This window comes from Luteimonas qiangzhengi (assembly GCF_039548515.1).
Classification (GTDB): domain Bacteria; phylum Pseudomonadota; class Gammaproteobacteria; order Xanthomonadales; family Xanthomonadaceae; genus Luteimonas.
In genome coordinates, this window is the sequence record NZ_JBCLVE010000001.1 from 24,546 (window position 1) to 43,414 (window position 18,869).

Consider the following 18,869-nt stretch of genomic DNA (forward strand, 5'->3'; position numbering starts at 1 on the left):
AGTCAGATCATGCAATTGACCCTGCTCAAAGCCAAAATCCATCGTGCCACCGTCACCCACGCCGAGCTTCATTACGAAGGTTCGTGCGCGATTGATGGTCGCCTGCTCGATATTTCGGGCATCCGTGAATACGAGCGCGTGGAAATCTACAACATCAATAACGGTGAGCGCTTTGCCACCTACGCGATCCGTGCCGAAGAGGGCAGCGGGGTGATCTCGGTCAACGGCGCCGCGGCGCACAAGGCCACACCGGGCGACCTGGTGATCATCTGCGCCTACGGCATGCTCGACGAGGCGGAAGTGGCGAAGTTCAAGCCCAGCCTGGTCTACGTGGACCGCGAAAACCGCATGACCCACACCAACGATTCCATCCCCGCCCAGGTGGCCTGAAGATGGCCGCGGCGTCGGACCTGGAAGGGACGCTGGCGCCGCACGCAGCGCGGATCTCGGGTGTGCACCTGGCTGACATGCCGGATGCCGATCCGGCGCGTGCCATGGACTTTTCGCTGAAGGTCGGCCCGCTGTATGCCAGCTTCGCCCGGCAGCGGTACGACCGCCAGGCGCTGGCAGCCCTGCTGGACCTGGCTGGCCCGGCAGCTGCAGGGCTTCCCGCAGCGTTCGATGCGCTGTTCGACGGCGCCACGGTCAACGTCTCCGAGAATCGCCCTGCGCTGCACGTGGCGCTGCGCTCGTGCCTGGGTGGCAGCGCGACGGCGAAGGAAGCGCACAGCCTGGCTGCGGCCGCGCGTGAGCGCATGGCCACGCTGGTGGCGGAGCTGGCCGCATCCGGGGTCACCGACGTCGTGAACGTGGGCGTGGGCGGCTCCGATCTGGGCCCGCGTCTGGTTGTGGATGCGCTCAAGGACTTCCATGACGGCCGCTTCCGCCTGCACTTTGTGGCCAACATGGACGGCAGCGATATCCAGCACGTGCTGGCCGGGCTCGAGCCGGAACGCACCGCGGGGATCCTGGTGTCCAAGAGCTTCGGTACCCGGGAAACGCTGTTCAACGGTGCGCTGCTGCGCGACTGGATGGGCGGCGGTGAGCGGCTGTATGCGGTCAGTGCCAATGTTCCGGCGGCGCAGGCGTTCGGCGTGTCGGCTGAACGCGTGCTGCCGATGTGGGACTGGGTCGGTGGACGCTTTTCACTGTGGTCGGCGGTGGGGTTTTCCATTGCCCTGGCAGTTGGCATGGCGCGCTTCGAGGAGCTGTTGGCCGGTGCGGCGGAGATGGACGCCCACGCCCTGCAGGCCCCGCTCGCTGCCAACCTGCCGGTGTTGCATGCGCTGACCGCGGTGTGGAACCGCAACGCGCTTGGCCTGTCTGCGCACGCGGTCCTGCCCTACGACCAGCGCCTGGAGCTGCTGCCGTTCTACCTGCAGCAGCTGGTGATGGAGAGCCTGGGCAAGTCGGTCACACCGGACGGCCGTGCGGTTCGCGTGGACACCGTACCGGTGCTGTGGGGCGGGGCGGGCAGCACGTGCCAGCACAGTTTCTTCCAGGCCCTGCATCAGGGGACCCAGGCGGTGCCGGCGGACTTCATTGGAGTGGTGAATCCAGCGCACCCGCATGCCGGGAACCATGACGCGCTGCTGTCCAACCTGTTGGCCCAGACCGAGGCGCTGGCCCGCGGGCACCAGGACGCCGACCCGCAGAAGTCCTATCCCGGAAACCGCCCCTCCACCCTGCTGCTGCTGGATGCGCTGACCCCGCATTCGCTCGGCGCGCTGATCGCCATGTACGAGCACAGCGTGTACGCCCAGTCGGTGCTGTGGGGCATCAATGCGTTCGACCAGTGGGGCGTGGAGCTGGGCAAGCGGATCGCCGGCAAGCTGCTGCCTGCGGTACGTGGTGAAGACGTGGAAGTGGACGATCCGGTTACCCGCGCGGTGCTGGCCGAGATCCACCAGCAACGCAGGATTTAGCCGCTGCTGGTTACACCCGGGTCATCGCCAGCTTGCGATAATCCGGCGCTCAGGAAGCGGGGACGGCCCCGCCGCTCCACATCATTCCGGGGACGGCCCCAGCAATCCATGGAGGCTGTCATGCCCTGGTTGATCCTGTTTGTTGCCGGTCTGTTTGAAGTTGCCTGGGCGGTAGGCCTGAAGTACACCGACGGCTTCAGCCGCCTGTGGCCCAGCGTGGGCACGCTGGCGGCGATGGGCGTCAGTTTCTACCTGCTGGCCATCGCCATGCGCTCGCTGCCGCTGGGCACCGCGTACGCCGTCTGGGTGGGCGTGGGAGCGGTAGGCACCGCCATCCTCGGGATCTTCCTGTTCCAAGAGCCGGCCAACGCCGGCCGGCTGGTGAGTCTGGGATTGATCGTGGCCGGCATCATCGGCTTGAAGCTCGCCTCCGCCTGACCCGCGCTCCTACAGCTGCTCTGCAGGCGGCCAGGGCCAGGAGTTGAGGACCGTGCAGAACAGGCGCGCGGTCTGCTCGGCGTCGTACACGGCCGAATGCGCCTCGGCGGCGTCCCATTCAAAGCCCGCCGCCTGCACCGCGCGGGCCAGCACCGTCTGGCCATAGGCCACGCCGCCCAGGGTCACCGTGTCGAACACGCTGAAGGGGTGGAACGGATTGCGCTTGTGTCCGCAGCGGTTCACCGTGGCGTTGAGGAAGTTCAGATCGAAATGGGCGTTGTGCCCGACCAGGATCGCGCGCTGGCAGCCGTGCTTTTTTACTGCCGTACGTATCGGGCCAAACACGTGGTTGAGCGCTTCGCGCTCGGGCTTGGCCAGGCGGAACGGGTGGTCCAGGTCGATCCCGGTCACTTCCAGCGACTGCGGATCGATCTCGGTGCCTTCGGCAGGGATCACGTGCGCGCTGGTGGTTTCGCCCAGCACGTAGCGACCGTCCTCATCCAGGTCGATCGGCACCGCGGCGATCTCCAGCAGCGCGTGCCGGTTCCAGTCGAAGCCGCCGGTTTCCACATCCACCACCACCGGCAGGTAACCGCGGAATCGGCGGGCAAGTGGGCTGGCCGGCTGGGCCGCGGGGTCTTTGTCAGTCATCGGCATGCTGTCCTGGATGAAGTGGCGCTCAGCCGGCCCGGCCGGAGAATTCACCGCTGCTGGTGTTCACCAGCACGCGCTCGCCGGTGGCGATGTATTCGGGCACCTGGATCTCGATACCGGTGCTCAGCCTGGCGGGCTTTGGACGCTTGGTGGCGGTGCCGCCCTTGAGCTCGGGCGGGGTTTCCACGACCTCCAGTGCGACCGTCTGCGGCAGCAGCACGCCAACCGGCAGGTCATCGATGACCTGTACGTGACATCCGCCCAGTCCGTCGGTGATGTAGCCGGCAGCATCGCCCACGGCGTCGGCATCCAGCAGGTACTGGGTGTAATCCTCGTCGTCCATGAATACGAACGCATCGCCATCCCGGTAGGAATAGCTGGCCGCGCGGCGCGACAGCTCCACTTCCCGCAGCTCATCGTCCGCGTCAAAGCTGGCATCGATGCGGTTGCCGCCCGGCACGCTGTACATGGTGAAACGGAAGCGGACGTTGCCGCCGCGGCCCTGGGGCGAACTGCGATCAATATCGCGGATCTGCCAGGTGGCGCCGTCGTGTTCGACCACGGTGCCTTTTTTCGCGTCGCTTGCTCTCATCGGTCAGCTCCTCAGCGCGGTGCCAGACGCACCGCGCCGTCCAGGCGGATGGTCTCGCCGTTGATATAGCGGTTGCCCAGGATGTATCCGACCAGGTCGGCGAACTCCTGCGAGCGGCCCAGGCGCGAAGGGAAGGGAATCGAAGCGCCCAGCGACTGCTGCACTTCCTCGGGCATGCCATCGACCATCGGCGTGTGGAAAATACCCGGGGCAACGGTGTTCACCCGGATACCGAAGCGCGCCAGCTCGCGTGCCATCGGCAGGGTCATGCCCACCACACCGCCCTTGGAAGCGGAATACGCGGCCTGGCCGATCTGTCCTTCATAGGCAGCGACCGAGGCGGTGTTGATGATCACGCCGCGCTCGCCATCTTCGCCGGGCTCGTTGTGCTGCATCACTGCAGCGGCGGCTTTGGCCACGTTGAAGCTGCCCACCAGGTTGACCATCACCGTGCTGGAGAACGTGGACAGCGGCATGGCGCCGTTGCGGCCCAGCACCCGGGCTGCCCCGATGATGCCCGCACAGTTGACCAACACGTCCAGCCCACCCAGAAACGCTTTGGCGGTGTCCACGCTGGCGACCACGCCTTCTTCAGAGGTGACATCGGTGCGCACGTAGCGGACCTTGTCTTCGCCCAGCGAGGACACTGCAGTCGCGCCCTTGCCGTCGTTCACGTCGAACATCACCACCCTGGCGCCGTTGGCGACCAGATGTTCGGTCACGGCCAGGCCAAGGCCGGACACGCCGCCGGTGACGATGGCGCGGATATCGGAAAGCTGCATGGACGCTCCTGCGGGTGCGGAAAAGCCCACTATTCTAACTGCTGGGCTCCACCGCGCTGATCCTCTCGGCAAGTCGGGCATGGCGGTGGCCGACGGCCAGGCGGCGGGCAAACTCGGCCGGCATCAGGCCGGGGGCGAACAGGAAGCCCTGGCCCACCCGCACGCCCAACTCCAGCAGGAATTGCCGCTGGGCTTCCGATTCAACGCCCTCGGCCACCAGCCCGAGTCCCAGGCTGCGGGCAATGCCTGCGATTGCCTGGCATACGGCCACGTCGGAACGGTCGCGGGGTGCGCCGCCGACAAACAGCTGGCTGAGCTTGAGCCCGTGGATGGGCAGCCGGCGCAGGTAATTGAGGGCGCTGTAGCCTTCGCCAAAATCATCAATGGTCAGCATCACGCCCAGCTTCCGCAGCGCGGCGAAGGCCTGCAGGGTGTCGGCCGAATCCTCGATCAGGACGCGCTCGGTGAACTCCAGTTCCAGCGCGTTGCCCGGCAGGTTGTACTCCTCCAGGATCGCGCGCACCGATCCGACCAGGTCATCGCCCAGGAACTGGCGATAGGACACGTTCACCGCCACCCGTACCACGCCGTGCCCGGCATCGCGCCACGCGGCCACCTGCTTGCAGGCCTCGCTGAGCACCCAACGACCGATGCGCACAATGTCGCCACTGTTTTCCGCGTGGCCGATGAAGTGGTCCGGCCGCATCTCTCCAAGCTGGCGATTGTTCCAGCGGATCAGCGCCTCGGCGGCAACGATCTCGCCGCTGCGCAGGCTTACCTGGGGCTGATAGACCAGGTGGAACTCGCTTTTGTCCACGGCACGATGCAGTTGCGTCTCCAGTCGCAGCCGGTCTTCGCGCGATTCCTTCAGGGCGGGCGAATAGACCAGCCAGCCGTTGCGGACCCGGCGCTTGCTGTCGTACATCGCCGCGTCCGCATTCTGGATCAGGGGCTGGGGGCGATCGCCATCACGTGGGGAAAGGGCGATGCCGATACTGGCGGTCACGTGGAACTCTTCGCAGCCGTGGTGGAAGCTGTCATCAAAGGCGTCCACGATCCGCTGCGCGATCTGTTCGGGCAGGGTGTCATCGTCTTCCAGCTGGCACAGCACCAGGAACTCGTCACCCCCGAAGCGGGCCACCAGCCCGTCCTCGTCCACCGCCGAAAGGATGCGCTGGGCGGCATGGCACAGCAGCTGGTCCCCGGCGGCGTGGCCGAGGCCATCGTTGACCATCTTGAAGCGGTCCAGATCGATGTAGAGCACCGCCAGCCGGGCCTGCAGCGGGTCGTCCATGCGCTGGCCGATCTCACCCAGGATCGCGTCGCGGTTGAGCAGCCCGGTCAGCGGATCGGTGCGGGCCTGCACACGCAGGCTTTCCTCGGCCTGCTTGCGCTCCTTGATGTCCTGCACGGTGCCGGTGATGCTGACGTTGGCCGACTCATCGGTCTCGGCCTCACCGATGATCCGGATCCACAGCGTCCGCCCGTCCAGGCGCAGGCCCTGCAGCTCCAGATCGATGGGCACGGAATGCTCCGCGGCCACGCGCAGGGCCTCGCCCAGGCGCACCCGGTCGCCAATGCCCAGGCACAACATCAGTCCTTCCATGGTGGCCGGCGGCGATGCCTGGCCGAGGATGCGGATGGCCTCGTCGGTCAGGTACAGCGCGTCGCGGCCCACTTCCCATTCCCAGCCGCCGATCCGTGCCAGCGCCTGGGCGCGACTGAACAGCGCGCTGTCGCGCTTGAGCCGGGTGACATCACTGAACAGCGAGATCACCTGATAGGGCGCATGCCCGCCGGGGGCAAACAGCGGCACGGTGGTGACCGACAGCCAGCGCAGACGCCGCTCGGGCTTGTGATACATGCCGATCACGGTGCTTTTGGTGGGCTGGCCGGTCCGCTGGGTGCGCTGGCTTGGCAGGTCTTCAAAAGCGATGCGGCGACCGGATTCGTCCAGCAAAGTCCAGATGGCGGGGTCCAGCATGTCGCGCAGACTGTCGTCCGGCCGTGCGCCCAGGATGCGCATCGCGGCGGCGTTGGCCTGCAGCGCGTGGCCCTCGGCATCCAGCGCCAGCACGCCCTTGTCGATCACTGCGAGCAGCTGGCCGTAACGCAGTTCCGCTTCGCGCCGGGCGCTGAGGTCGCGCGCCACTGCCACCACGCAGCGGCGGCCATCGTGCAGGAATCCGGCGGAGTGCACCTCCACCGGAAAGCGGCTGCCATCGCCGCGCATGTTGGTCACTTCGATCACATAGGTTTCGCCCCGGCGCAGCGTTTCAAGCACCGGCTGCATGTGATCCTTGGGCAGGTCCGGGTTGAGCAGCTCGATCGGCTGGCCGACGATTTCGTCGTGGCGGCGGCGATAGGCGACCATGCCCGCAGTGTTGAGGTCGAGCACAATCCCCTGCTCATCGAGGATGCTGACCGGGTCGGGGACTGCATCAAACAGCGCCCGGTATCGCAGATCCGCGCCTTCTGCATCGCGGGCGACCGATTCCAGCGCCCTGCGGGCGGAGGACAGCAGCTCTAAAAGGTCACTGGGCAGCGATGGGTTGGCGCAGGCGGCCTCAAGGGCGGCGGCAACGCGCTGGGGGTCGTCCGGATCCGGCAGGGCGTCTGGCCTGCGGTGAGCCGGAGGACTCATCTCAGTCGCCGCCCGCCGTCATGGCGCGCCCAACGCGGCTGCCGGTTTCACGCCCCAGACGTTCGGCCAGCCAGCGGCCGGTGGTGGCCAGTGCGGGGAGATCGACGCCGGTGCGAATGCCCATGCCGTGGAGCATGTACACCACGTCTTCAGTGGCGACGTTGCCGCTGGCGCCGCGGGCGTAGGGGCAGCCGCCGATTCCGGCAACCGCCGCATCCACCACCGCTACGCCTTCCTCCAGGCAGGCGAGGATATTGGCCAGCGCCTGGCCGTAGGTGTCGTGGAAGTGCACGGCAAGCGCCTGCATCGGGACCTCTTCGGCGACGGCACGCAGCATGGCCCGCGCCGCGTTCGGCGTGCCGGTTCCAATCGTGTCGCCCAGGGAGATTTCATCGCAGCCCATCTGGTGCAGTACACGCGAAACCCGGACCACGTCGGCCACGTGCACCTCGCCCTGATAGGGGCAGCCGAGCACGGTTGAAACATAGCCGCGCACCCGCACGCCATCTTCGCGCGCGCGGGCCAGCACCGGCTCGAAACGGCGCAGTGATTCGTCGATCGAAGCGTTGATGTTTTTGCGGTTGAACGCCTCCGAGGCCGCGCTGAATACCGCGATCTCTTCCACGCCCACCGCACGAGCCCGCTCATAGCCGGTCTCGTTGGGGACCAGCACCGGATAGGAGACGCCGGGGCGGCGTTCGATGCCGGAAAACACCTCGGCTGCATCGGCCAGCTGCGGTACCCACCTGGGACTGACGAAGCTGGTGGCCTCGATCGACTGCAGGCCGGTCGCGGACAGGCGATTGATCAGTTCAACCTTGTCCGCGGTGGGCACGATGGTCTTTTCATTCTGCAGCCCGTCGCGTGGGCCGACTTCAACGATGCGCACGGCGGCGGGCAGGTGGCTCATGAGGTGGCTTCCGCCTCGGGCTCCAAGGTGATCAGCACGGCGTCCGCTTCAACGAAATCGCCGGCCGTGGCACGCACTTCAGCCACCGTGCCGTCGCGCGGGGCGCGTAGCGTCAGCTCCATCTTCATCGCCTCCATGACCAGCAGCTCGTCGCCTTCCGCCACCGTATCACCCGCGGCAGCCCTCACCAGCACCACGCGTCCGGGCATGGGTGCGCCAATTCGGTCGTCGCCGGCCGACTCGGTGGCCGTGGCCAGCTCGAATGCAGGCACATGGTCGAACGCCAGGCGCCGGGTGCCATCATGGACCATCACCTGCGCGGCCGTACCATCAACGCGGAACCGGTGGGCTTCACCATCCAGTCGCAGCAACAGCAGATGCCCCTCTCGACGGGCGCTCTCCACCACATGGGTGCGTTCTTCGCTGCGAAGGCGGTAGGTACCGTTACTGCCCGATGCATGGATTTCATGGCGTATGGAGCCTTGCTGCAGTCGCAGCACGCTTTCACCCGCACGGCCCAGGCGCCAACCGTCGGCCCGGGCCCACGGGGAGTGCGGCTCCGCGGTGCAAGTTGCGGCCTCGAGGCTGGCCTGCTCCCGAAGCAGCAGCGCCGTCACGGCCGCCGCTGCAACGGCAGCAGGCGAGGGCGGCTCGGATGAGGGCTGCAGCGCGTCGGGATTGCGATCCAGCCAGCTGGTATCGATGCTGGCCCCGGTGACCACCGGGTGGCGGATCAGCCGTTCCAGGAAGCTGATGTTGGATTTCGGCCCGCTGATCGTGCAGGCGGCCAGCGCTTCGCGCATGCGCGCCAGGGCGCCAGGCCGGTCGTCGGCGTGGACGATGAGCTTGGCGATCATCGGGTCATAGAAGATCGTGACGGTGTCGCCTTCAACCACGCCCGAGTCGATACGCACGCCGTCGGATGGCTCGGGCAGTGACAGGCGCTCAAGCCGGCCGGAAGCGGGCAGGAAGCCGGCTGCCGGATCCTCCGCGTACAGGCGCGCTTCGATGGCGTGGCCATTCCGGACAATCGCGTCCTGGGCCAGCGGCAAGCGTTCGCCGGCGGCTACCCGCAGCTGCCATTCCACCAGGTCCAGACCGGTGACCATCTCGGTGACCGGGTGTTCCACCTGCAGACGGGCGTTGATTTCCATGAACCAGAACTCGCCCGACGGCGCCACGATGAACTCCACCGTGCCGGCGTTGACGTAGTCGATCGCGCCCGCGGCCTTGACCGCCGCCTCGCCCATGCGCTGGCGCGCTTCCGGGGTCAGGAAGGGCGAGGGCGATTCTTCCAGCACCTTCTGGTAGCGGCGCTGGGCCGAGCATTCGCGCTCGTTGAGATGGATGAGGTTGCCGTGGGCATCGCCGAACACCTGGAACTCGATGTGGCGTGGCGATTCGATGTAGCGCTCCAGCAGCACGCGATCATTGCCGAACGCGTTCGCTGCCTCGCGCTTGCAGCTGTCCAGCGCGGGGTCGAAACCGCTGGCGTCGTGGACGATCCGCATGCCCTTGCCGCCGCCGCCGTGGGCCGCCTTGATCATCAGCGGGAAGCCGACCCGCTCCGCTTCTGCGGCCAGCAGCTGTGGCGATTGGTCCGCCCCGGCGTAGCCCGGTACGACCGGCACACCTGCCGCCTGCATCAGGTCCTTGGCCCCGGCCTTGCTGCCGAGTTTGCGCATGGATGCCGCGCGCGGACCGATGAAGGAGATCCCGGCCGCTTCCACCGCTTCGGCGAAGTCGGCGTTCTCGCTCAGGAATCCGTAGCCCGGGTGGATGGCCTGGGCGCCGCTGCGCCGGGCCACGTCCAGGATCGCGTGGCCGCGCAGGTAACTGTCCTGCGGGCGTGGACCGCCGATGGGGTATGCCTCATCGGCCAGACGCACGTGCTGGGCATCCGCATCGGCCTCGGAGAACACCGCCACGGTGCGGATGCCCATGCGCCGCGCAGTGCGGATGATCCGGCAGGCGATCTCGCCGCGGTTGGCGATCAGGATCTTCTCGAACATGGTCAGCCCCCGATCCAGGCCGGCGCACGCTTGTCGAGGAATGCGCTGAGGCCTTCCTGTCCTTCCGGCGAGACGCGCAGGGCGGCGATCAGATCGGCGGTGGCGCCGTCCAGGGCATCGCGGTCGATATGCGGCTGGACGGAGCGCACCAGCGCCTTGGCCTGGGCCGTGGCCACAGGGCCGGCCTTGAGCAGCAGGTCCACCTGGTGCTGCACGGCGGCGTCCAGTGATTCGGTCGGGACCACCTGGTGGAGCAGGCCGAAACGCTCGGCCTGGGCGGCGTCGAATACCTCGCCGGTGGAGAACCAGCGGCGTGCCTGGCGTGCGCCCATGGCGGCAATCACGTAGGGAGAAATCACCGCTGGCAGCAGGCCGAGACGGCTTTCAGTCAGCCCGAACTTCGCTTCCGAAACGCCGATGGCGATATCGCAGCAGGCCACGAGGCCGACGCCGCCGCCAAACGCGGCGCCGTGGACGCGGGCGATGGTCGGCTTTGGCAACTCGTCGAGGGTGCGCATCAGGCGCGCCAGTGCCAACGCGTCTTCCCGGTTTCCGGCCTCGCCGGCGGAAGCCATGCTGCGCATCCAGTTGAGGTCCGCGCCTGCCGAGAACGATCGTCCGGCGCCTTCCACCACCACCACGCGCACGCCGGCGTCGCCGGCAAGCTGCTCAAGTGTGGTGGTGAGTGCTTCGATCAGCGCGGCATCGAATGCGTTGTGCAGTTCGGGCCGCTCGAGTCGCAATCGGGCGACAGGGCCTTCGCGCGTGATCGTCAGGGCATCGGACATGGGCGTCAGCTCACCGGGTAGTGGACGGCCGGCCATGATACCGGTTCAGTTGGAGGCCGCCGCCCGTACGCGGCTGCAATGACGCCCGCTCAGTGTCGCAGTCGACGCCGCCCGGGGCGGCGATGATCGTCGGTGGGAGTGACCTCGACGGCGAGGCTGAAGCTGCGCTCATCGCCGGGAAACATCGCACCTACGCCCACCACCTGGCGGTTGATTTCCTTGCCGTCGCCGTCGCGCACCACCAGCACCACCGAATATTCCCAGGCGCCGCCCTCGGCCGGGTGGCGGATGGTGCCTTCCACCTGCAGTGCGTTGGTGGATTCGGGTTCGGCAGTTGTGCCTTCGCCGGTGCCCGGAGCGGGTGTATCGAAACGCAGGTAATGCCGGCAGGACGGGCAGATCGCAGCACTCTGCAGGATCGTGGTCTTGCAGTGTGGGCAGGTGCGCGTGGCGCCCGCCGCGCCCGGCCGGCCCTTGCTCACGAGACGGCTTCGACGCCTGTCTTGCTCTCCGCCTTGCCTGCTGACTTCGTATCGGAGGCGGTCTTGCCGGAGCGCTTGTCCGACTCGTCCCAGCCGCAATCAATGTGGCCGCGGATCCGCGATCCGGCAGCGACGGTCAGGGTGCCGGCCTTCAGGTCACCATTGAGCACGGCGCTGTCCAGCAGCTCGACGCGCTCGGCCGATTCGATGTTGCCTTCCAGGTCGCCAGCCACGGTGACCTTGTCGGCACGGACGCTGCCGTTGAGTTTGGCGCCGCGCTCGATCGTCAGGTCGCCCTTGACGTTGACATCGCCCTTGAACTGGCCGGCGATGCGGACATGGCCGGTACCCTCGATCTTGCCTTCGATCGTCAGGTTGGCCGCAATCAGCGACTCTTTCGCGCTTGCGCTGGGGCCCGTGGCGGGCGCCTGGCGGGGCGGGGATGATGTGGGATTGAAATCGGCAACTGCCGGACGCTCATCACGCCCGGGCGCGGCGGCCTGGTCGGCGGCGTAGGGACTGGCGTCTTTCTTGGGCTGGCTGGACGGATTGAAGATGGCCATAGCGGGGGCTCCTGGAGGGTCGTATTTCACGAGCCTATCACGCAGCATGTGGGGCCTTGTTGTGACCCCACGCACTGATTCCGGCAATGGATCCCTACATCCGGAACACGCCGAAGCGGGCGGGCTCGATCGGTGCGTTGAGCGAGGCGGAAATCGCAAGTCCCAGCACCCGGCGTGTGTCAGCCGGATCGATGATGCCGTCGTCCCACAGCCGGGCAGTGGCGTACCACGGGCTGCCCTGATCTTCATACTGCTGGCGGATGGGCGCCTTGAAGGCCTCTTCCTCTTCGCCGCTCCATTCGCCGCCGCGCGCTTCGATGCCGTCCCGGCGCACGGTGGCCAGCACGCTGGCGGCCTGTTCGCCGCCCATCACGCTGATCCGCGCGTTGGGCCACATCCACAGGAAACGGGCCCCGTAGGCGCGCCCGCACATGGCGTAGTTGCCGGCGCCGAAGCTGCCACCAATGACCACGGTGAACTTGGGCACGCTGGAACACGCCACCGCGGTGACCATCTTGGCCCCGTCCTTGGCGATGCCGGCGTTCTCGTATTTTTTGCCGACCATGAACCCGGTGATGTTCTGCAGGAACACCAGCGGAATGCCGCGCTGGTTGCACAGCTCGATGAAGTGCGCGCCCTTGAGTGCGGACTCGGAAAACAGGATGCCGTTGTTGGCCACGATGCCCACCGGACAGCCGTGGATATGGGCGAAACCGGTGACCAGGGTCTTGCCGTAGCGCGCCTTGAACTCCTGGAACTCGCTGCCGTCGACGAGCCGGGCAATCACCTCGCGGATATCGAACGGCTGGCGGGTGTCGCGGGGCACGATCCCGTACAGCCCATCGGCCGGATACAGGGGCTCGGCCGGCTTCTGCAGCGCGACCGGCGGGGTCTTGGTGCGGTTGAGGTTGGCAACGATGTCGCGCGCCACCTGCAGCGCGTGATGGTCGTGCTCGGCCAGGTGGTCGGCTACGCCGGACACCGCGGTGTGCACGTCGGCGCCGCCCAGTGATTCGGCGTCCACCACTTCGCCGGTAGCCGCTTTCACCAGTGGAGGCCCCCCAAGGAAGATTGTTCCCTGGTCTTTGACGATCACGCTTTCATCGCTCATCGCCGGCACATAAGCCCCACCGGCGGTGCAGCTGCCCATCACCACGGCCACCTGCGGAATGTTTTCCGCGCTCATTCGCGCCTGGTTGTAGAAGATCCGGCCGAAATGCTCCCGGTCGGGAAACACCTCGTCCTGCAGCGGCAGGAAGGCGCCGCCCGAGTCGACCAGATAGATGCACGGCAGGTTGTTCTCGCGGGCGATCTCCTGCGCGCGCAGATGCTTCTTCACCGTGATCGGGAAATAGGTGCCGCCCTTGACGGTGGCATCGTTGGCAACGACCACCACTTCCTGGCCCATGACCCGGCCGATGCCGCAGACCATGCCGGCTGCAGGCGCGTCGCCGTTGTACATGTCCTCGGCGGCCAGCGGCGCGATCTCGAGGAAGGGCGAGCCTGGATCAAGCAGCGTGCCGATGCGGTCGCGGACCAGCAGTTTGCCTCGTGACAGGTGCCGTTCGCGGGCCTTGTCACCGCCGCCGTTCGCGGCCCTGGCCAACCGGCGGTCAAGCTCGGCCACCAGCTCGCGGTGATATTCGGCGTTGTCGATGAATTCCTGTGAACCTGGATCCAGACGGGTTTTCAGTGCGGGCATGCGCGGCATCGTGAGATGGGTGGGCCGCACAGGATACCCGCGATGGCCCGCCCCGGCCGCGTGGGTCGGGGCGGGCAGGGCTCAGTCGTCGCGGCGGATTTCGTCAGCCTGGCGGTCGGCGCGATCGGAAGCGCGCTGCAATGCATCAGCAGTGGACTCGGCGCCATCGGCGGCAGCTTCGCGTGCCCGGTCGCCCGCACGGTCAGCCGCGGCAGAAGCATCGTCGGCGGCACGTCGCGCGGCTTCCGAGGCGTTATCGGCAGCGGCACGGGTGCGGGCAGCGGCGGCGTCCGCACCTTCGGAGATCGCCGTGCCGGTGTGGTCGAGCGTTTCGGAAGCGGAGGCACGCGCGCGCTCCGCGGCAGCGGCGGCTTCGGCACCTTCCTGGGTCTCGTACGGCGGATCATTGCTGCAAGCGCTCAGGGCGAGGACACCGGCGGCGATCAACACAAGGGAGCGATTGTTCATGGCAGAACCTGTTGCTGTGGGGACGGTGCAAGTGTTGGGTCGTGAAGGTGAAGAGCGCGTGGACCGTTTTGGAGCGCCCATAAAAAAGGACCGCCGGTTGCCCGGCGGTCCCTTGATCTTTCCAGTGCTGGAAACCCGAAGGCTTCCGGCTGGATCAGATCTCGTCGTCAGCTGCGTCAGCAGCGTCTTCGGCGATGTCAGCAGCGTCTTCGGCAGCGTCGGCTGCAGTTTCAGCGGCGTCGGCAGCAGCGTCTTCGAAGTCGCCGTCGGTCGCGGTGGTTGCGTCGGCAGCAGCGTCGGAGGCGCGATCAGCGGCCTCGGCAGCGGTGTCGGCAGCAGCCTGGGCGGTATCTTCGAACTGGCCGTAAGCAGCATCGGCCTGAGCCTGCGCGTCGGCAGCGGCTTCAGCAGCGTCAGCAGCTGCGTCCTGGGCGGCGTCCTGGTTCGAGCACGCAGCCAGGGCGAAACCCATGGTCAGGGCCAGCAGAGCCTTGTTGATGGACATTGTGGATTTCCTCGTCGTTGTAATCAAAGTGACAAACGCGCCGGTTAGCACGTGCCGGGAAACATCATGACGGCCGCGCAATCGCTGTCAAGTATCTGTTTGACTTTTTAAGTAAAGAGGATGTTAACCGGATCAGATCAACTCCACCGCAATCGCAGTCGCCTCGCCACCGCCGATGCACAGCGAAGCCACGCCACGCTTCAGATTGCGGGCTTTCAGCGCGTGCAGCAGGGTGACCACAAGGCGTGCACCGCTGGCACCAATGGGGTGGCCCAGCGCACAGGCACCGCCATTCACGTTCAGCTTCTGGTGGGGGATTCCGAGGTCTTTCATCGGTGCCATGGCTACGCAGGCGAAGGCTTCGTTGACTTCAAACAGGTCCACATCGTCCACCGACCAGCCGGCGCGCTTGAGCACGTTGTCGATCGCCTTGATCGGCGCAGTGGTGAACCATTCCGGCTCGTGGGCGTGTCCGGCGTGGGCAACGATGCGGGCCAACGGCGTCAGGCCGAGGTTCGATGCTTCATCAGCTGAAGTGAGCACCAGCGCGGCAGCACCGTCGGAGATCTTGGAGGACGACGCCGCGGTCAGCAGGCCGTCCTTGCCGAAGGCGGCGCGCAGGGTGGGGATCCGCGCCAGGTCGATCCGGCCGGGCTCCTCATCGGTGTCCACCTGGTGCTCGCCCTTGCGGGTCTTGACGGTGACCGGGACGATCTCGTCCTTGAATGAGCCCTCGGCAATCGCCGCCTGGGCGCGCCGTGCGCTCTCGGCCGAGAATCCGTCCAGATCCTCGCGGCTGAAGTCGTATTTGCGGCAGGCTTCATCTCCGAACACGCCCATGGCCTGGCCGTCATCGGGGTTGGTCAGGCCGTCCCAGGCCATGTGGTCGAGCAGTTCTGCGCTGCCGTAGCGCACGCCGTTGCGCGAGCCGTTGAGCAAGTGCGGGGCGTTGGTCATCGACTCCATGCCACCGGCCACGACCACCTTGGCCGATCCGGCGCGGATCATGTCATGGGCGAACATCAGCGCCTTCATGCCGGATCCGCACACCTTGTTGATCGTGGTGCAACCGGCAGCATCGGGGATGCCGGCCGCGCGCGATGCCTGGCGCGCCGGCGCCTGGCCGAGGCCCGCGGGCAGCACGCAGCCCATGATGGTCTCGTCCACCTTGTCGGCGGAAATGCCGGCGTGCTCGAGCGCGCCGCGGATCGCAGCCGCGCCAAGGGTCGGGGTCGGGACGCCGTTGAACTGGCCGAGAAACGAGCCGATGGCGGTGCGCTTGGCACCGGCGATGATGATGTCGCTCATGGAATTGCTCCGCCTGAGTGTGGGGTGTGGAACGTGCCTGATTATCAGGCCTGCGCTGCCACCCGGCAAACCGCACCGGGCCGCGATGGAGTGCACTGAGTCCGATTCTGGGAACCCGGACATACCGCGGGCCCCGGCGTTGCGGTATAGGTATGCGTCACTGACCCGCAAAGAGAGTTGATCGATGATCGGTGCCTGGGATGGAGTGGCGAAATCGCGGGCCGCGCAGCGTTCGCTGCTTGCGGCAGCTGTCGGGCTGGCGCTGACGGCTTGTGGCGGTGGCGGGGGAGGTCCGTTGCGTCCGGATCCACCGCCTGCAGGACCGCCTCCGACCCCGCCGCCAACGGTGGTGGAGCCGGCCAACCCAGACTTCAGCGACCACATCACGCTCACCAACGCCCAGCCGGCGATCGATGCGGGTTTGACCGGTGAGGGCGTGCGGATCGGCGTCATTGACTCGGGTGTCAATCGCAACCATCCGTCACTGGCCGGTCGGGTGGTGGACAACCTGATCTACGTCAACCGCAATACCAACGACATGTCCGTCGATGACAAGGACGGGCACGGTACCGCGGTTGCACAGATCGCGGCCGGCACGCCATTTGGCCAGTGGCCGGGCGGCATCGCCCAGGGCGCGGAGATCGTTTCAGCGCGGATCATCAACGACGAACCGCCCGAGGATGATGGGAGCGGAGACGGCAACGAGGTGGGCGGCGCCCTTGGCCTTGAGCCGATCCACAACGACATGATCGCGCGCGGGGTGAAGATTCTGAACAACTCGTGGGGCGGGCTGTATTGGAGCAATCCGGCGGCCACCTCGCCGATTGCGGCCGAATACAGGCGCTTCATTTTCGAGCATGACGGGCTGGTGGTATTCGCGGCTGGAAACGGAGAGCGTGACGATCCGACCGACATGGCTGCGCTGCCAAGCCAGCTGGGCACCGGAGGCAGCACCCCTGCTGCGGAACTGGAGGTGGGCTGGCTGACCGTGGTGGCGCTGGATGGTGAGGATCCCTCGCTGCTGGCCGAGTACTCGAACGCCTGCGGCGTTGCGATGAACTACTGCCTGGCCGCACCCGGCGAGGTGGTGTTCACCGGCACCGATGATGCGCCGGATTCGCCGGAATACTGGGTCTCTGCGGGAACCTCATTTGCCGCGCCCCAGGTGTCCGGCGCCGCGGCGCTGGTGTGGGAGGCGTTCCCCTGGTTCAACAACGACCTGGTGCGCCAGACCATCCTTGGCACGGCGAAGGATATCGGCCCGGACGGCGTGGATGAGATCTTCGGCTACGGCCTGCTGGATGTCGGCAAGGCCGTGCAGGGTCCCGGCAGGTTTGACTGGGGCACGTTGACCGCGAATTTCAGCGACCAGACATCGATCTGGGGCAACGACATCGTCGGTGCGGGCGGTTTGACCAAGCGCGGCAGCGGCACGCTTGAACTGTCCGGGGACAATACCTATCGCGGCGCGACACGGATTGATGGGGGCACGCTGCATGTCAGCGGCTCGGTCGCCGGATCGGGGGTGACCATTGGCAGCGATGGCACCCTCAGCGGTGGCGGGACTGTGTTCGGCAACGTCATCAACCAGGGCACCGTGCTGGTCAATCAGGGAGGTACCGGTCAGGCGGATCACTTCGAGATCACCGGCAACTACACCCATGCCAACGGCGCGACCCTGGCACTGGTGTTAGGGCATGGCCCGCTGGTGGTGGCCGGTGATGCGGATATCGCGGGTGGCAGCGTGCACGTGGCCGGCGTAAGCGACAGCTACGTGAGCAGCGATCGTGAGCACGTACTGCAGGTGGGCGGCGAGATGAGCGGCTATTTCGACGCGCTCACCTATGACGCCGACACCATGTTCCTGCAGGCGAGCCTGGCCTATGACCTTCAGAACGTGTGGCTGGATATCGGCCGTCTGGATGTGCACGCCACCGTGGCCAGCATGGCCAATGTGACGGCCGCTTCGCTGTCCTCGGCCAAGCGGGTCGAGAACGCGTTTCGTGAACTGGACGGCCAGCAGTCCGGGGAGGGCGTGGTGGCCGGCGGACTCATCCGGTCGGCCGGTGAATTCCAGCGGATTGCCGATGCGCGGATGGCGCACGTGTCACTGGCCAGCCTGTCCGGCGAACTCCACGCGGTGGCTTCTTCGACCACGTTTGATGCGATCGACATGAGCCGGCGGGCGCTGTCTGCGCAGTTCGCTTCGGGCGCCAACCTCGCTGCGCGGCCGGCGACCTGGGCGCGGCAGTTGGGTGGCGGCGGCCAGGGCGGATTCTCCGGCAATGAGCAGGCGATGGATGGCTGGATGATCGGCCGCGATGTGCGGCTGGGGAATGCGATCGCCGGCTTCGCCTTCGGAGAGACCACGGCAAACAGCCGCCGCGAGGGCAGCCGCGACCGGGGTCGGGATCGCCAGGCCCAGAGCCTGATGTACGCCGGCGTTGCCGGCAACCAGGCCTACGCGTTGGGCCAGGTCGGGTTTGGCCGCTTCGACCGCCAGCTGGAGCGCCATCTGTTTACTGGACAGCGTTCGATGGGGGTGTTCAGCAACTACGCCGGCGACTTCATGACTGCCAGCCTGGAAGCCGGCTATCGCCTTGGCGATGCCGATGCGGGCTTCACTCCGTATCTGGGCGCCGAGTACAGCCGGATTCGCAGCGACGGCTTCAATGAGCTGGGTGGCGACGGGCTGGGCTTACGTGCCGATGCCTTCAGTTCCAGCCGCAGCCAGGCCGTGGCCGGCCTGCGCGGAGAGCGTCAGTGGCTGTCGGGATTGAAGCTGCAGGGCTATGCCGAATGGCAGCACACGCTGTCCGCGCAGGGGCTCGATCTGGAAGCGGGCTTTGTCGGCATTGATGCCTGGTCGCCGCTGATGGGGCTGCAGCCGGCGCGTTCGGGCGGACTGTTCGGGCTGGGCCTGGATGCGCCGGTCGGACGCAGCGGCATGGTCACGCTGGGCTATGACCAGCGGTTCGGCCCGCGCGGCGATGCCCGAATGGTGTCGCTGAAGTACGCGCTGGGGTTCTGAGCGATCGGCGTTGGGGGGGGGGGGGGGGAGGAGAAGGGAGGACCAAAAGAAGTAACAGAACCCCC

17 protein-coding genes are annotated in these 18,869 nt (G+C 66.8%); 4 read left to right on the forward strand and 13 right to left on the reverse strand.

Features of this window, described 5'->3' with window-relative positions; genetic code table 11:
• The first annotated feature begins 9 nt into the window (after positions 1-9).
• The 3 genes from panD (at position 10) to sugE (ending at position 2,363) form a co-directional block, all read left to right on the forward strand.
• On the forward strand, positions 10-390 hold the full coding sequence (panD, locus tag WCE59_RS00125) for an aspartate 1-decarboxylase (RefSeq protein ID WP_343256681.1): 381 nt from the start codon (positions 10-12) through the stop codon (positions 388-390).
• A gap of 2 nt (positions 391-392) precedes the next feature.
• Entirely contained in the window at positions 393-1,925 is a 1,533-nt protein-coding gene (gene pgi / locus WCE59_RS00130) for a glucose-6-phosphate isomerase (RefSeq protein ID WP_343256682.1), read from the forward strand.
• 120 nt (positions 1,926-2,045) lie between these two features.
• On the forward strand, positions 2,046-2,363 hold the full coding sequence (gene sugE, locus WCE59_RS00135) for a quaternary ammonium compound efflux SMR transporter SugE (protein ID WP_343256683.1): 318 nt from the start codon (positions 2,046-2,048) through the stop codon (positions 2,361-2,363).
• A gap of 9 nt (positions 2,364-2,372) precedes the next feature.
• Here the strand turns inward: sugE and rnt are convergent, their stop codons facing one another.
• The 13 genes from rnt to WCE59_RS00200 form a co-directional block, all read right to left on the reverse strand.
• Positions 2,373-3,020: a ribonuclease T gene (gene rnt / locus WCE59_RS00140; protein WP_449284059.1), complete on the reverse strand. Its 648-nt coding sequence runs from the start codon at positions 3,018-3,020 to the stop codon at positions 2,373-2,375.
• Positions 3,021-3,042: 22 nt separating this feature from the next.
• On the reverse strand, positions 3,043-3,609 hold the full coding sequence (yeiP, locus tag WCE59_RS00145; RefSeq protein WP_343256685.1) for an elongation factor P-like protein YeiP: 567 nt from the start codon (positions 3,607-3,609) through the stop codon (positions 3,043-3,045).
• A gap of 11 nt (positions 3,610-3,620) precedes the next feature.
• Positions 3,621-4,391, reverse strand: coding sequence for an SDR family NAD(P)-dependent oxidoreductase (locus WCE59_RS00150; protein WP_343256686.1), 771 nt, complete (start codon positions 4,389-4,391; stop codon positions 3,621-3,623).
• Between the two features lie 34 nt (positions 4,392-4,425).
• On the reverse strand, positions 4,426-7,035 hold the full coding sequence (locus tag WCE59_RS00155) for a sensor domain-containing protein (RefSeq protein ID WP_343256687.1): 2,610 nt from the start codon (positions 7,033-7,035) through the stop codon (positions 4,426-4,428).
• Between the two features lies 1 nt (position 7,036).
• Entirely contained in the window at positions 7,037-7,945 is a 909-nt protein-coding gene (locus WCE59_RS00160) for a hydroxymethylglutaryl-CoA lyase (RefSeq protein WP_449284060.1), read from the reverse strand.
• Positions 7,942-9,957, reverse strand: coding sequence for an acetyl/propionyl/methylcrotonyl-CoA carboxylase subunit alpha (locus WCE59_RS00165; RefSeq protein ID WP_343256688.1), 2,016 nt, complete (start codon positions 9,955-9,957; stop codon positions 7,942-7,944). The genes WCE59_RS00160 and WCE59_RS00165 overlap by 4 nt, the downstream gene beginning before the upstream one ends.
• 2 nt (positions 9,958-9,959) lie before the next feature.
• A complete protein-coding gene (locus tag WCE59_RS00170) occupies positions 9,960-10,745 on the reverse strand; it encodes an enoyl-CoA hydratase/isomerase family protein (protein ID WP_343256689.1) in 786 nt (261 codons plus the stop codon).
• 89 nt (positions 10,746-10,834) lie between these two features.
• The gene (locus tag WCE59_RS00175; RefSeq protein ID WP_343256690.1) at positions 10,835-11,227 is read right to left on the reverse strand and encodes a hypothetical protein; all 393 of its coding nucleotides are present in this window, start codon (positions 11,225-11,227) and stop codon (positions 10,835-10,837) included.
• Positions 11,224-11,790, reverse strand: a complete 567-nt coding sequence (locus WCE59_RS00180) for a bactofilin family protein (protein WP_449284061.1) — start codon at positions 11,788-11,790, stop codon at positions 11,224-11,226. The genes WCE59_RS00175 and WCE59_RS00180 overlap by 4 nt, the downstream gene beginning before the upstream one ends.
• Positions 11,791-11,884: 94 nt before the next feature.
• Complete coding sequence (locus WCE59_RS00185; protein ID WP_343256691.1) at positions 11,885-13,492, reverse strand: carboxyl transferase domain-containing protein; 1,608 nt, start codon at positions 13,490-13,492, stop codon at positions 11,885-11,887.
• Between the two features lie 81 nt (positions 13,493-13,573).
• Entirely contained in the window at positions 13,574-13,960 is a 387-nt protein-coding gene (locus WCE59_RS00190; protein WP_343256692.1) for a hypothetical protein, read from the reverse strand.
• A gap of 154 nt (positions 13,961-14,114) precedes the next feature.
• Positions 14,115-14,465, reverse strand: a complete 351-nt coding sequence (locus WCE59_RS00195; protein WP_343256693.1) for a hypothetical protein — start codon at positions 14,463-14,465, stop codon at positions 14,115-14,117.
• A 132-nt stretch (positions 14,466-14,597) separates the two neighbouring features.
• Positions 14,598-15,773, reverse strand: coding sequence for a thiolase family protein (locus tag WCE59_RS00200; RefSeq protein WP_343256694.1), 1,176 nt, complete (start codon positions 15,771-15,773; stop codon positions 14,598-14,600).
• A gap of 184 nt (positions 15,774-15,957) precedes the next feature.
• On the opposite strand from WCE59_RS00200, the gene WCE59_RS00205 reads away from it, so the two are divergent.
• Entirely contained in the window at positions 15,958-18,804 is a 2,847-nt protein-coding gene (locus tag WCE59_RS00205) for a S8 family serine peptidase (RefSeq protein ID WP_343256695.1), read from the forward strand.
• The last annotated feature ends 65 nt before the right edge of the window (positions 18,805-18,869 follow it).